Origin of the sequence: Streptomyces sp. Y20 (assembly GCF_043195475.1) — a bacterium.
Taxonomy (GTDB): domain Bacteria; phylum Actinomycetota; class Actinomycetes; order Streptomycetales; family Streptomycetaceae; genus Streptomyces.
This window is the reverse complement of sequence record NZ_JBIDDP010000002.1, coordinates 294,792-308,617: the sequence shown is the minus strand read 5'-3', so window position 1 is coordinate 308,617 and position 13,826 is coordinate 294,792. Positions and strand designations below refer to the sequence as shown.

The 13,826-nt window shown below is 74.4% G+C and carries 11 protein-coding genes; 7 read left to right on the top strand and 4 right to left on the bottom strand.

Features of this window, described 5'->3' with window-relative positions:
- Positions 1-650: 650 nt before the first annotated feature.
- From ACGFT1_RS06420 to ACGFT1_RS06405, 4 genes are all read left to right on the top strand, one after another.
- Positions 651-1,982, top strand: a complete 1,332-nt coding sequence (locus ACGFT1_RS06420) for a DUF692 domain-containing protein (protein ID WP_373907889.1) — start codon at positions 651-653, stop codon at positions 1,980-1,982.
- A 412-nt stretch (positions 1,983-2,394) separates the two neighbouring features.
- Positions 2,395-3,183: a DUF4142 domain-containing protein gene (locus ACGFT1_RS06415; protein ID WP_373907888.1), complete on the top strand. Its 789-nt coding sequence runs from the start codon at positions 2,395-2,397 to the stop codon at positions 3,181-3,183.
- 108 nt (positions 3,184-3,291) lie between these two features.
- Positions 3,292-4,074 (top strand): TIGR04222 domain-containing membrane protein, encoded by a 783-nt coding sequence (locus ACGFT1_RS06410; protein ID WP_373907887.1) that lies wholly within the window; start codon positions 3,292-3,294, stop codon positions 4,072-4,074.
- Positions 4,075-4,338: 264 nt separating this feature from the next.
- Entirely contained in the window at positions 4,339-5,979 is a 1,641-nt protein-coding gene (locus ACGFT1_RS06405; RefSeq protein WP_373907886.1) for an alpha/beta hydrolase, read from the top strand.
- Between the two features lie 16 nt (positions 5,980-5,995).
- Here the strand turns inward: ACGFT1_RS06405 and hemQ are convergent, their stop codons facing one another.
- Together hemQ and hemG are read right to left on the bottom strand one after the other, a co-directional pair.
- Positions 5,996-6,727 carry a hydrogen peroxide-dependent heme synthase gene (gene hemQ / locus ACGFT1_RS06400; RefSeq protein ID WP_373907885.1) on the bottom strand — a complete coding sequence of 244 codons (732 nt, stop codon included), beginning with the start codon at positions 6,725-6,727 and terminating at the stop codon, positions 5,996-5,998.
- Positions 6,728-6,732: 5 nt separating this feature from the next.
- Positions 6,733-8,268 (bottom strand): protoporphyrinogen oxidase, encoded by a 1,536-nt coding sequence (hemG, locus tag ACGFT1_RS06395; RefSeq protein WP_373907884.1) that lies wholly within the window; start codon positions 8,266-8,268, stop codon positions 6,733-6,735.
- A 157-nt stretch (positions 8,269-8,425) separates the two neighbouring features.
- On the opposite strand from hemG, the gene ACGFT1_RS06390 reads away from it, so the two are divergent.
- A complete protein-coding gene (locus ACGFT1_RS06390; RefSeq protein WP_373907883.1) occupies positions 8,426-9,388 on the top strand; it encodes a DUF4349 domain-containing protein in 963 nt (320 codons plus the stop codon).
- A 28-nt stretch (positions 9,389-9,416) separates the two neighbouring features.
- A complete protein-coding gene (locus tag ACGFT1_RS06385; RefSeq protein ID WP_373907882.1) occupies positions 9,417-10,832 on the top strand; it encodes an FAD-dependent oxidoreductase in 1,416 nt (471 codons plus the stop codon).
- Between the two features lie 18 nt (positions 10,833-10,850).
- Here the strand turns inward: ACGFT1_RS06385 and ACGFT1_RS06380 are convergent, their stop codons facing one another.
- Positions 10,851-11,111: a hypothetical protein gene (locus ACGFT1_RS06380; protein WP_373908228.1), complete on the bottom strand. Its 261-nt coding sequence runs from the start codon at positions 11,109-11,111 to the stop codon at positions 10,851-10,853.
- Positions 11,112-11,886: 775 nt separating this feature from the next.
- On the opposite strand from ACGFT1_RS06380, the gene ACGFT1_RS06375 reads away from it, so the two are divergent.
- Positions 11,887-12,711, top strand: coding sequence for a rhomboid family intramembrane serine protease (locus ACGFT1_RS06375; protein ID WP_373907881.1), 825 nt, complete (start codon positions 11,887-11,889; stop codon positions 12,709-12,711).
- A gap of 1 nt (position 12,712) precedes the next feature.
- On the opposite strand, the gene hemE is transcribed toward ACGFT1_RS06375, so the two are convergent.
- Positions 12,713-13,801, bottom strand: coding sequence for a uroporphyrinogen decarboxylase (hemE, locus tag ACGFT1_RS06370; RefSeq protein ID WP_373907879.1), 1,089 nt, complete (start codon positions 13,799-13,801; stop codon positions 12,713-12,715).
- Positions 13,802-13,826: the final 25 nt, after the last annotated feature.

The window sequence follows — 13,826 nt, the reverse complement described above, 5'->3', positions numbered from 1 at the left end:
CACGGCTAAGACGACCGAGACGACGATCGCCAGCAGGCCCACACAAGCCGTGAACCAGGCCAGAGCACGGCTGCCGCTCCGGGGGCCGGCTGGGATACCTTCGAAAGGCGTCAAGGGAACCACTCTCCTCGCAACAGGATGAAGACCCGTCGGTGCGCGAGGGAGATCCGGAGAGGCCAGCCGCCAAGCAAGGGCCTCGCCGGGTCTTCCGGCACACCGTCCAAGGGCCATCGGACGCGCTTCGCATCCGCATCAGGGATTCTCGCCCGGAGCGAAAAGCAACCGGGACTCTTCCGGCCGCTACGGTCCAAGGTTCAACCCGGCCTGCGCGCTGGACATTTGAGGTCGTGCGACCAGCGCGCAAGCGAGCCTACCGCGCACAGCCCCAGAGCCGTCATGAGCCGCATGTGTACAAAAGGGCGCCCCGGAATAGGACACCCTGTACAGGGACGACACCCTCTATTTGGACGTGCCGTCACTTGCCGTCCAGCGGATGGGGGGCTCCGGATGGACGGCGGAGCGACGGCCGGTCCGGGGCCGAAGCTCAAATGTTGCTCTGAACGCGGCAGACGGGGGGTTCGGGGCCCGTCGGCGGGGCCATATCCCCCTGGCTCGACGCACGAACGCGGGCCGACGAGGGGGAACGCACCATGGGGCGACTGGGGACCGGGATCGGATGGCGGCCGGAGATCGCGGAGGCCGTGGAGGGGATGCCGGGCATCGACTGGGTGGAGGTCGTGGCGGAGAACGTCTGCCCCGGCCATCTTCCCGGGTCGCTGCTGCGGCTGCGCGAACGCGGTGTGACGGTGATCCCGCACGGTGTCTCCCTCGGTCTCGGTGGTGCGGACCGTCCCGACGCCGGGAGGCTGGCAGCGCTCGCCGAGCGGGCGGAGGCGCTGGGAGCGCCGCTGGTCACCGAGCACATCGCCTTCGTCCGGGCGGGCGGGGCGCTCACCGCGTCCCCGCCGCTGGAGGCCGGGCACCTGCTGCCCGTGCCGCGCACCCGGGACGCCCTGGACGTGCTGTGCGAGAACATCCGCATCGCCCAGGACGCGCTGCCGGTGCCGCTGGCGCTGGAGAACATCGCCGCGCTGTTCTCGTGGCCGGGCGAGGAGCTGACCGAGGGGCAGTTCCTGTCCCAGATGGTCGAGCGGACCGGCGTACGTCTGCTCATCGACGTGGCCAACCTGCACACCAACCACGTCAACCGGGGCGAGGACCCGGCCCAGGCGCTGGCCGCGCTGCCGCTGGAGGCGATCGCCTACGTCCATGTCGCGGGCGGCTTCGAGCGCGACGGCGTCTGGCACGACAGCCACGCGCACCCCGTGCCGCGCCCGGTGCTCGACATCCTGACCGACCTCGCCTCCCGCGTCGCGCCGCCCGGGGTACTCCTGGAGCGGGACGACGACTTCCCCGGACGGGTGGAACTGGAGCGGGAGTTGGCCGCCGTACGGGAGGCTGTGGCGGCCGGGCGGTCCCGGGCGGCGCACGGTACGGCGGCGACGGGTACGCCGACCGGGGGTGCCGTGGGCACGGGGGCCGGGGGTGTCGGTGTGCTGGCGCCGCCGGCGGCCGGGGTCCGCGAGCGGCTCGGGGTGGCCCAGACCGCCGTACTGTCCTCACTGGTGGCGGGGACGCCGGTGCCGGAGGGGTTCGACCGGGCGCGGATGCGGGTGCAGGCGCGGGCCCTGGCGGCGAAGCGGGCGGACGTGGTCGCGAAGGTGGCGCCCGAGCTCGCGGTGATCCTCGGGGCGGAGTACCGGGAAGCGTTCCTGGCTTACGCGCGGCAGCGGCCGATGACCGCGGGGTACCGGCGGGACGCGCTGGACTTCGCGGGGCATCTGCTGAAGCTGGGGCGCCCGGGGAACGCGGCGGCGCGGCGCGTGCTGCGGGAGTGGTGGCTGGACCGAGCGGGACCGGCACCGCGCCGGGTCTCGCCGACGGCACGGGCGATACGGGGGCTGCTGCGGCGCGGAGCGTGACGGAGGGCGGAGCGTGACACGGGCGAAGGGGGCGCGGGTGGCGGGGCGGCGGGCCGGGTGGTGTCCTGCGGGGTCGGCGGCGACTGGGGAGGGCGGCCGGTAGCGCCCGGCGCGGGCGGGGTGAGGGGCGGGTGCGGGGTGGTGGGGTTCGGTCGCGCAGGTCCTGGTGCCCCTGGGGGCCGGCAACGTCGCCGGTGGGGAGGTGCCCGGGGTTCTGTGCGGTGGTCGTGCCACTGGGGCGGGCAGGCGGTCTGCCGCAGCGGGGGCGCGCCCGCGCCGCCGCTGCGGCCGACCGGGCCCGCCCCCACCCAGGTCCTCACCGGCGCTGCGGACGGCGCCCTTCCGCCTCGCAGTAATATGCCAAGCCCGCAGCCACCCCAAGCACACCACGGCATGCGGTGCAGGAGGCAGCATGCGACCGCGACCCCCGATCAAGGGCCGAGGCATATTCAGCGGTACCGGACTCGTCGTCGCCGGCCTGGCGGCGACCGTCGTCGCGCTGCTCGTTCCGCTCTGGTCGTACGCCGGCCGGCAGGACCCGGCGAGCGCGAACGTGCTCAGCGCGGCGACGGTGACAACCCCGTACGGTCCGCTGTCCGCGCGGGACCGGGACTTCGTCACCAGGGTGCGGCTGGCCGGGCTGTGGGAACTGCCCGCCGGGGAGCTGGCGGAGCACAAGGGCACCACCGCGGCCGTCCGGACGGCGGGACAGCACCTCGTCGACGGCCACACCTCGCTGGACGCGCACGTACGTACCGTCGCCACCCAGCTCGGCGTGGCCCTGCCCAACGAACCCAACGCGCAGCAGAAGCAGTGGCTGGCCACCCTCGACGCGGCACGGGGCCAGGACTTCGACCGGCAGTTCGCCGGCCTGCTGCGGCTCGCGCACGGCCGGGTGTTCTCCCTGGTCGCGGAGGTGCGGGCCGGCACCCAGAACTCCCTCGTCCGTGATCTCGCCGACGACGCCAACACCACCGTGCTGGACCACATCAGGATCCTGGAGGCGACGGGGTACGTCGACTTCGCGGCGCTGGCCCGGGACCTGGCCTCCCCGGCGTCCCCGGTGCCGACGCCGCCGGAGGCCGACCCCGGTGCCGCGGTACCGGTCACGCCGCCGTCGTCGCCGTCGCCGTCGCCGGGCGAGACGTACGCACTGCCGCCGGCCACCGCCGGGCCGCCACCGGCGACCAGCGGTCCCTGACGGCCGCCGTCCCCGCCCGGGAAACGGAACGTCACAGACCGGCGACGCTCTGTCCGGATCGTGAACAGGGCATGGCGTCCGACCGGGGCCCTGGCATAGAAACACGTCATGTTCTGGGTCCTTCTCCTGCTCCTGGCCTGGGCCTTCGCCGGTCCGGCCTGCGCCCTGCTGTGCCTGGCGGCCGTCCGCGCGGCGGCCGCGGAAGCGCGTGACGCGCCGGCGGACCGGGAGCGCGGTCTGACGCTGTACGAGGCGGCCTTCCTGTCCGGCGGGCCCGCGCGGGTCGCCGACGTGACCCTGGTCTCCATGGCCCGCCAGCGGCGGCTGCTGCTCGCGCACACCGGCTGGGCGACGGTCGTCGACCCGCGGGGCCGCGACGAGATGGAGCGGTCCGTCATAGGGGCCATAGGGCCCGAGGGCCAGTCGCGGATCGCGCCCGTGCGGGCGCGGGCGGCCGGCGCCGAGGCGGTGGGCCGGCTGGCCGACGGACTGATGCGCGCGGGACTCGCGGTGCCGGAGGGCACGGGGGTCACCGTGGGGGCCGCGGTCCGCCGGGTACGGGCCGCCGCGGTGGTCGTGGTGGCGCTGGGCGTGACCGCGCTGCTGCTGCCCGTCCAGACCGGGACGCCGCGCCCGCTGGTGGGCCTGTGGTTCGCCCTGCCCCTCACGCTGTCGCTGAGCTGCCTGGCCATCGCCCGGTTCGAGGTGCATCCGTACTCGCGCTGGGCCTCCCCGGCCGGGCAGCGGCTGCTGGGCGCGCTGGCCGGCAGGCCGGCCGGGGACGAGCGGTCGTTCCTCACGTCCGTCGCCGTACGCGGTGTCCGCGCGATCGGCGAACCGGAGCTGCGCGCGGCCTTCACCCACCGTGACCAGCCGCCCTGGCGGGAATGAGGCTCTCCCTCCCGGAGGTGGCTCCTTCCAGGAGCGTGCGGGGGGCACTCGGAGCCGCTCGCGGCCCTCACCCGCGATCGGCCCGGGCGGGCGTGAACCGTCCTTCCCGGAGTGAGGGCTCCTTCCGGGGGCGCACGGGGGGCATTGCCGCCGACACCGGCCGGGTGGTGCTTGCCTTCGCCGGCAGTCGGCCGAAGCATCCCTTGTGACGTCGCCGGGCCGTGGCAGCCGTGCCATCGCCGCCGCGCACCGAAGGGACACGCGATGAAAGCTGCCGCCCTCTACTCGGCCGCCGGGTCCTTGCTGCTGACCAGCCTGGCCGCGGCCCCGGCGGGCGGCGCGCCGGGCAGCCCCGGCGCGGCCGAGCTGCGCGGGACCGCGGTGGCGGTGGCCCGGGCCCGGGCGGCCGGCATCGACTTCGGCCCGTGCCCGGCCGCGGACGTGCCGCGGGCCCCGGCCGGAATGCGGTGCGGCACGGTGACGGTCCCGCTGGACTACGCCCACCCCGACGGCAAGAAGATCAGGCTGACGGTCAGCCGGACGCGGGCCACGCAGCGGGACCCGCACAACAGCAAGCGCAAGGTCCCCCGGCAGGGCGCCCTCGTCTACAACCCGGGCGGTCCGGGAGCCTCCAGCATGTACTTCCCGATGATCGGCGTGATCCCGCAGTGGAAGCGGACCGCCGCCGCGTACGACCTGGTGGGCTACGCCCCGCGCGGGGTGGGCCGTTCGGCGCCGCTGTCCTGCGAGGACCCGAAGCGCTTCTTCAAGGCGCCCACCGCGGCGCCGGCCCACCCGTCGCAGGCGTACAAGCGGCAGCGCGTCGCGCAGGCGAAGGCGTACGCGCGCGGCTGCGCCCGGCGGTCCGGGAGCAGGCTGCGGTACTACACCTCCCTCGCCAACGCCCGGGACCTGGACGTCCTGCGGGCCGCGCTGGGCGAGGACCGGCTGACGTTCATGGGCGCGTCGTACGGCACGTACTTCGGCGCGCTGTACGCGGCGATGTTCCCCTCGCACGTGCGGCGCATGGTGCTGGACTCGGCGGTGAACCCGGACCCGGAGAAGGTCTGGTACCGCGACAACCTCGACCAGTCGGCCGCCTTCGAGGAGCGCTGGGCGGACTTCCGGGACTGGATCGCCCGGCACGACGACGTGTACGGGCTCGGGGACACGCCCGGGAAGGTGCAACGCTCCTACGACACCGCGCGCGAGCGGCTGGCCGGGAAGGCGGCGGGCGGCCGGGTCGGCCCGGGCCAGCTGCAGAACGCGTTCCTGACGGCCGGGTACTACGACGACTTCTGGCCGAGCCGCGCCGAGGCCCTCGCGGCGTTCCTGCACGGCGATCCGGAGCCGCTGGTGCGGCTGGCCGCGCCGAGCCAGGACACGGCCGTGGAGGCGGAGAACGGCAGCGCGGTGTACACGGCCGTCGAGTGCAACGACGCGCCGTGGCCGACGCGGTGGCAGGTGTGGGACCGGGACAACACCCGGCTCGCCCGGGTGGCGCCCTTCGAGACCTGGGACAACGCGTGGATGAACCTGCCGTGCGCCTACTGGCCGGCGCCCCGGCAGCGTCCGCTGGACGTGCGGACCGCTCCGGGCGAGCTGCCGCCGGTGCTGATCCTGGCGGCCGAGCGGGACGCGGCGGCGCCCTACCAGGGGGCCCTGGAGATGAACCGGCGGCTGGCCGGGTCGGTGCTGGTGACGGAGCGGGACGCGGGCACGCACGGTGTCGGGGGCGGCCCCAACCCGTGCGTCAACGCGTACCTGGACGCCTATCTGCTGGAGGGCCGTCTCCCGGCGCGGCACGCGTCCTGCGCACCGCGCCCGGAGCCGGAGCCTGACACCCCGGCCACCCCCGGCCCGTCCTCGCGGGACGCCCTGAAGGGCAAGGCCGTCCGGCGCTAGGCGTTGCGAGGACCCGTCAGGCCAGGCCGGCGATCAGCTCGGCGACGTCCTTGCGGCGGCCCGTGTAGAACGGCACCTCCTCGCGGACGTGCCTGCGGGCCTCGGAGGCGCGCAGGTGGCGCATGAGGTCGACGATGCGGTACAGCTCGTCCGCCTCGAAGGCCAGGATCCACTCGTAGTCGCCGAGGGAGAACGAGGCGACGGTGTTGGCGCGCACGTCGGGGTAGCCGCGGGCCATCTTGCCGTGGTCGGCGAGCATGCGCCGGCGGTCCTCGTCGGGCAGCAGGTACCAGTCGTAGGAGCGCACGAACGGGTAGACGCTCACGTAGTCGCGGGGCGTCTCGTCGGCGAGGAACGCCGGGATGTGCGAGCGGTTGAACTCGGCGGGGCGGTGCAGCGCCATGTTGGACCACACCGGCTCCAGCGCGCGGCCCAGCCGGGTGCGGCGGAAGAGGTTGTACGCCTCCTGGAGCTGGTCGCTGGTCTCGGCGTGCCACCAGATCATGACGTCGGCGTCGGCCCGCAGGCCGGAGACGTCGTAGGTGCCGCGGACCGTGACGTCCTTCGCGGCGAGCTGGTCGAACAGCTCCTGGACCTCGTCGGCGTATCCCGTGCGGTCCTCCGGCAGCACGTCCTTCAGCCTGAACACCGACCAGAGGGTGTAGCGGATGACCTCGTTGAGGTCCTTGGCCAGCTTGCCCTTGTTCGGGATCCTGCCGGGCTCGGTGGTGGGGGCGTCGTCACTCATGGTCCCTATTCTCCCGCTCCGCCGTGCAGGCTCTGCACCGGGTTGGCGGTCAGCTCCGCCAGGCCGCGCGGGTCGCCGTCCAGCTGGTCGACCGCGGCGTACGCGCTCGCGACGCACGCGGGGATGCCGACCCCGTCGTACTGGGCGCCGCACACCGCGAGGCCCGGGAGCCGGGCGACGTGCTCGCGGATGCGGGCCACGCGCGCGTGGTGCCCGACGGGGTACTGCGGCAGGCCGTCGGTCCAGCGGGTGACGCGGGTCTCGATGGGCTCGGCGTCCAGGCCGGTCGCCTCGCGCAGGTCGTGCCGGGAGATCTCCACGAGGCCGGCGTCGTCCCGGCCGAGCACCCGCGTCTCGCCGTGGCGGCCCACGGAGGTGCGCAGCACGACCACGTCCGGATCCTGCTCGGCGATCCATCCCCACTTCTGGGAGGCGAACGTGGAGGCCTTGATGGTGCGGCCGTCGACGGGCGGCACGAGGAAGCCGCTGCCTTCGGGCAGGCGCAGTCCGGCGCGCCGGTAGGCGAGGGTGACCAGGGCCATCGAGGCGTACTCCACGGCGGCCAGTTCGGCGGCGGCCCCCGGGGACTCGGCGCGCAGCAGGTCGGCGGCCGGGCGGGCGGGGACGGCGAGGACGACGGCGTCCGCGTGCAGCACCCGGTCCGCGGCGAGGACGCGCCAGACGCCGTGCCCCGCGGCTCCGCCTCCCGCGGCCGCGCGGGCCCGCGCCTCGTCGGCGGTGCCCGGCCGGGCCGGGCCGCCGCGGCGCAGCTCCCGTACCGGGGTCCCGGTCAGGATCTCGCCTCCGCGGGCCCGCACCGAGTCGGCGACCGCGAGCGGCAGCGAGCCCACGCCGCCCTCGATGCCGAGGAACACCGGTCCGGTCTGCCGGGCCGCCGCCGCCCTCGCCTGGATCGCGCGGACGGCCTCCGTCAGGGAGTCGTGGGTCTGGGCGGCCTGGAAGAGCTGCGGGACGGCCGAGCGCAGGGAGATGCGGTAGGCGTCACCCGCGTAGACCCCGCCCAGGAGGGGCTCCACCAGGCGGTCCACGACCTCGCGGCCGAGCCGGGCCGCCACGTACTCCCCCACGGCGATGTCGTCGCCGGTCTCCGTGCGGGGCAGGTCGGCGTCGCGCCCGATGCGGGCCAGGCCCTCGTCGGACAGGACTCCCGCGAGCGCGGCGGCGGTGCCGGGGACGCCCATGACATGGCCCTTGGGCATGGGCCGCAGGGCGCCGCGGGTCCAGATCGCGGCGGTCGCCGTGGCCGGCGGCCGGAGCCGGTCGCCGAGTCCGGCCTCGCGCGCGAGCGTCACCGCCTCGGGGCGGCGGGCGAGCATGGACTCGGCACCCAGGTCGACGCGTACGCCGGCGATGTGGCCGGGCAGCAGCTTGCCGCCGACCCGGTCGCCGGCCTCCAGTACGGTCACGCGCGCGCCGCGGTCCAGCAGCCGGTGCGCGGCGGCCAGCCCGGCGACCCCGGCCCCGATGACGACGACGTGCCCCAGGCCCCTGCCCGTCGCACCGCTACCCGTTGTGCTCATGCCTCCCACTCTCTCAGACCCCGCGCGCACTCCCGCCGGGCCCCGGTGTCCGGTCCGAGTCCGGACCGTGACCGCACCGGGACCGGCGGCGCCGAACGTTCACGCCGGACCCGCCGTCGAAGGAACGCCACAGTCCACAGCCACGGGAGTACCGCCGATGCGCACACCAGACGTCACCCGTTCCGTCCGGCCCGCGCGGGCCCTGGCCGGGACGCTGCTCGCCGCCTCCCTCGCGCTCGCCGGGTGCGGCGGCGCCGGCGACACGGGCGGCGGCTCGGCGAAGTCCGCCGCGGACGCCGCGGTACGGCCGACGGGTGCCGCCGGCGGCCGGGCGGACGGCGCGAAGGCCGTCCGGGGCACACCCCGGCTCGCCCCGGACGCGATCATCCGCACCGCGTCCCTCACCGTCGAGGTCGAGGACGTCTCCAAGGCACTGGCAGCGGCCCGTGCGGCCGCCGGCGACGCGGGCGGCTACGTCGGCACGGAGAGCACCAGCCGGGACCGCCACGGCCACGAGCGCACCCGGGTCGTGCTGCGCGTGCCCACCCAGAAGTACGACGAGGTCCTCGCCGGCCTCCAGGGCACGGGCCGGGTGGTCCACCGCACGGCCAAGGCCGTCGACGTCACCGACCAGGTCGTGGACGTGGACAGCCGGATCACCTCGCAGCGGGCCAGTGTGGCCCGGATCCGCGCGCTGATGGACAAGGCGGACAAGCTGAGCGACGTCGTCACCCTGGAGGGTGAGCTGAGCAGCCGTCAGGCCGATCTGGAGGCGCTGCTCGCCCGGCAGGCGTCCCTCAAGGATCGTACGAGCCTGGCCACCATCACTCTGTCGTTGTCGCGGACACCGGTGCGGGAGGCGTCCGGTGACGGCTCGCCGGGCTTCGCCGACGCGCTGGCGGGCGGCTGGCACGCGTTCGTGACCGTGCTGCGCTGGATCGCCCTCGCGCTCGGCGCCGTCCTGCCGTTCGCGGCGCTCGCCTTGCTGCTCGTGCTGCTGTGGCTGCGCGTCGTACGCCCCCGGCTGCCGCGCCGTGCGGGGCCCGCGCCGGCGACGGACACGACCGGCCCGCTGCCGTCGGCCCGCCCGGTGGAGCCCGGGGAGGCCGGGCGGAAGTGAAGTGCCCGTGCCCCGTAGCGTGTTCCTCATGAGCATGAGCGAGGGGCGCGGCGGCAGCAGTGGCGACGGCGGCAGGGAACGGCTGGTCGTGATCGGCGGCGACGCGGCGGGCATGTCCGCGGCGTCGCAGGCGCGGCGGCTGCGGGGTCCGGACGAGCTGGACATCGTGGCCTTCGAACGCGGCCACTTCACCTCGTACTCGGCGTGCGGCATCCCGTACTGGGTGGGCGGTGAGGTCCCCGAGCGCGATCAGCTCGTCGCCCGTACGCCCGGGGAGCACCGGGCGCGGGGGATCGACCTGCGGCTGCGTACGGAGGTCACGGAGATCGACGTGGCCGGACAGCGGGTACGCGCGCGTGACGTCGATTCCGGCGCCGAGTCCTGGACGCCGTACGACAAGCTGGTGATCGCCACCGGGGCCCGCCCGGTCCGCCCGGACCTGTCCGGCGCGGACGCCCTCGGGGTGCACGGTGTGCAGACCCTGGACGACGGTCAGGCCCTGCTGGACACGCTGGCGGGCGTGCGTGGCCGCCGCGCGGTCGTCGTGGGCGCCGGTTACATCGGCGTGGAGATGGCCGAGGCGATGATCAACCGGGGTTTCGAGGTGACGGTCGTCAACCGCGGCAAGGAGCCCATGTCGACGCTCGACCCGGACATGGGCCGGCTGGTGCACCGGGCCATGGAGGGCCTCGGCATCACGATGGTGAACGACACGGAGGTCACCGGGCTGCTCACCGGCCGGGACGGCCGGGTGAGGGCGGTGGCGACGCGGGACGCCGAGTACCCCGCGGACCTGGTGGTCCTCGGCATCGGTGTCCGCCCGGAGACCGGCCTGGCCCGGGCGGCCGGCCTCCCGCTCGGCACGCACGGCGGTCTGCTCACCGACCTCGCCATGCGGGTCCGCGGCCACGGGAACATCTGGGCGGGCGGCGACTGCGTGGAGGTCCTGAACCTGGTGTCGGGGCAGGAGCAGTACGTCCCGCTCGGCACGCACGCCAACAAGCACGGCCAGGTCATCGGCACCAACGCCGGCGGCGGCTACGCCACCTTCCCCGGCGTCGTCGGCACGGCGGTCAGCAAGGTGTGCGACCTGGAGATCGCCCGTACCGGGCTGCGCGAGAAGGACGCGCGCCGGGTGGGCCTCGCGTTCGAGACGGTCACCATCGAGTCGACCAGCCGCGCCGGTTACTACCCCGGCGCCGCCCTCATGACGGTGAAGATGATCGCGGAGCACCGTACGGGCCGGCTGCTCGGCGTGCAGATCGTCGGCCGGGAGGGCGCGGCCAAGCGGGTCGACATCGCGGCGGTCGCGCTGACCGCGCGGATGACGGTGGAGCAGATGACGGCCCTGGACCTGGGCTACGCCCCGCCGTTCTCACCGGTGTGGGACCCCGTGCTGGTGGCGGCGAGAAAGGCGACGGCGAAGGTGAGGGCAGCGGCTTAGGCCGTCCCGGGCAACGGCTCAGGCCGTCCCGCTGATGCGGGGCAGGGAGGTGACGGCCGCACCGGGCGTCATGGCCGTGGGCTGCTCGCCGGCGGGCTTGGCGTGGGTCGCCGGCGGCCGGGTGGACCGCAGCCGGTAGCTCACCGCCTCGTCCAGGGTGACCGGCCGCTGCATCTGCGAGGCGAGCCGCCCGGCCTCCTGGCCGAGCCGCGCGACGTCCTCCCAGGGAAGCCGTAGCACCAAGGACAGTTCGGCCTCGCCGTCGGGCAGCGCATGCATCGCCGGTACCTGCGGAGTGTTCGCACTCATCGCCTGATCCTCACGTCGGTTGTGAGGGGATACGCACGCACGCCCGGCGGTGTTCACCGGTTCACCGAACGGGCGGTTCCGCAGCCCATGATCCGGACGGGATTGCGCCTCATCCTCGAGGCCGAGCCCGACATCACCGTCCTCGCGGAGGCCACCCGGCGGCTCTCGAAGTCCGGGTCGCCCAGCACGGTGATCGTCCTTACCGCCTTCGATCTCGGCGCGCACGTCGTGGACGCGCTGCGGGGGGTGCGAGCGGTTTCCTGGTCAAGGACGGCCCGGCCGATTCCCTGGTCGGAGCCATCCGCACGGTGGCGGCGGGAGACGCCGTACTCGCTCCCCGGGTCACCCAGCGGCTGCTGACACGGTTCGCCGCGCCGGCCCGGAAGACCGAGTCGGCGCTGCCCGCGCGCCCGGACGCGCTGCCCTCCCGGGAGCTCGACGTACTGCGCGCCCTGAGTCGCGGCCTGTCTAACGCAGAGATAGACCGCCCGGGCGCTCGGCGTCGGTGGGACGACCGTCAAGACACATGTGGCGCACATCCTGGCCGAGTACGGGTCGCGTGACCGGATCCAGGCGGTGGTCCTGGCCCACGACTGCGGGCTCGTGACGCCGGGCGCAGCGAGGAGACCGGAACCCACCGGCTGAGACGCCCGCCGGAACCCCGGCGCCCTCTCAGGCCACCGGGTCGTCCGTGGGCGCTGCGGCGCCACCGGTTCGCCGGCCGCATCGCGGGCACTGTTCCTGTGTGGTCATACCCGTCCATGACGTGAATCCCGTGCGCGGTACCCCCTGGGTGACGTACGCCCTCATCGCCGCCAACGTGCTGGTGTTCCTCACCACGCCCGGCATCGCCGGTGCCGTGGCGGGCGGCAGCGATCTGGTGCGGCTGTGTCATCTCCAGGCCTTCATGGATCACTACGCGGCCGTCCCCCGGGAACTGGTCCACCATCAGATGCCCCGGGTCGTACCGACAGGGAGCGTCGGTGTGGGCCCGCACGGCCCGGGCTGCGTCGTGGCGCCGCCCGGCTACGACAAGTCCCCGGCGCTGTCGGTCCTCACGGCGATGTTCGTGCACGGCGGCTGGCTGCACCTGCTCGGCAACATGCTCTTCCTGCTGATCTTCGGCAACAACGTCGAGGACCGGATGGGCCACATCCGTTACTTCCTCTTCTACGTCGTCTGCGGCTACGCGGCCGGCTACGGCTTCGCCCTGCTCAACGCCGGCTCCACCGACCCGCTGATCGGGGCGTCGGGCGCGATCGCCGGTGTCCTCGGCGCCTATCTGGTGCTGTACCCGAGGGCCAGGGTGTGGGTGCTGGTGCCGTTCCTGGTCTTCCTGCCGCTGCGGCTGCCCGCCTGGCTGGTGCTGGGCTTCTGGTTCGCGCTCCAGGCGGTGTACTCCTCCGGGCACGGCGTGTCCGGAGGAGGCACGGTGGCGTACGCGGCGCACGTGGTCGGCTTCGTGGCGGGCATGCTGCTCGCCTGGCCGCTCAAGCCCGGCACGCCGCCACCGCCGGAGCCGCCCGGCCTGCTGTTCGGCAGGCGGGCCCGGCCCCGCTACTCCTGGTGAGTCAGCGCGCGGTCGCGGTGTGCACGTACTCCACGAGCCGGGTGAGCGCGTCCGGGTCGGCGTTCGGCGGGACGCCGTGACCGAGGTTGAAGACGTGCCCCTCCAGGCCGGCGGCGGCGTCGAGCACCTCGCGGGCCTTGGTGGCGACGGTGTCCTTGTCGGTGAACAGGACCGTCGGGTCGAGGTTGCCCTGGAGGGCCTTGCCGGGGCCGACCCGGCGCGCGGCCTCGTCCAGCGGGACGCGCCAGTCGACGCCGACGACGTCCGCGCCGGCCTCGCCCATGAGCCGCAGCAGCTCGCCGGTGCCGACGCCGAAGTGGATGCGCGGGACTCCGTACCCGGCGACTGCCTCGAAGACCTTCGCGGAGGCCGGCATGACCGACGTCCGGTAGTCCGCGGGGGCCAGGGCGCCGGCCCAGGAGTCGAAGAGCTGGACGGCACTGGCGCCGGCCTCGATCTGGACCTTCAGGAAGGCGGCCGTGATGTCGGCGAGGCGGTCGAGCAGGTCGGCCCAGAGTCCGGGGTCGCCGTACATCATCGCCTTGGCGTTCTCGTAGGTGCGGGACGGGCCGCCCTCCACCAGGTAGCTCGCGAGGGTGAACGGCGCGCCCGCGAAGCCGATCAGCGGGGTGCCGCCCAGTTCGCCGGTGAGCTGCCCGATGGCCTCGGTGACGTACGGGACGTCCTCGGGGGTGAGGTCGCGCAGCCGGGCCAGGTCGGCGCGGGTGCGGACGGGCTGCTCGACGACCGGGCCGACACCGGGCTTGATGTCGAGGTCGATGCCGATGGCCTTCAGCGGGACGACGATGTCGCTGAAGTAGATCGCCGCGTCGACGTCGTGCCGGCGCACGGGCTGGAGGGTGATCTCGGTGACCAGTTCGGGCCGCATGCAGGACTCCAGCATGGGCACACCCTCGCGCACCTTGCGGTACTCGGGCAGGGAGCGGCCGGCCTGGCGCATGAACCACACGGGGGTGTGCGGCACGGGCTCGCGCCTGCACGCCCGGAGGAAGGCGCTGTCGTACGTCGCTGCGGGCTGCCGGCCCGTGAGGATGTCGTTGGCGGTCACGGGGCAAGTCTCGCATGACATCGGTGACCGGCGGCGCGGGGTGTCT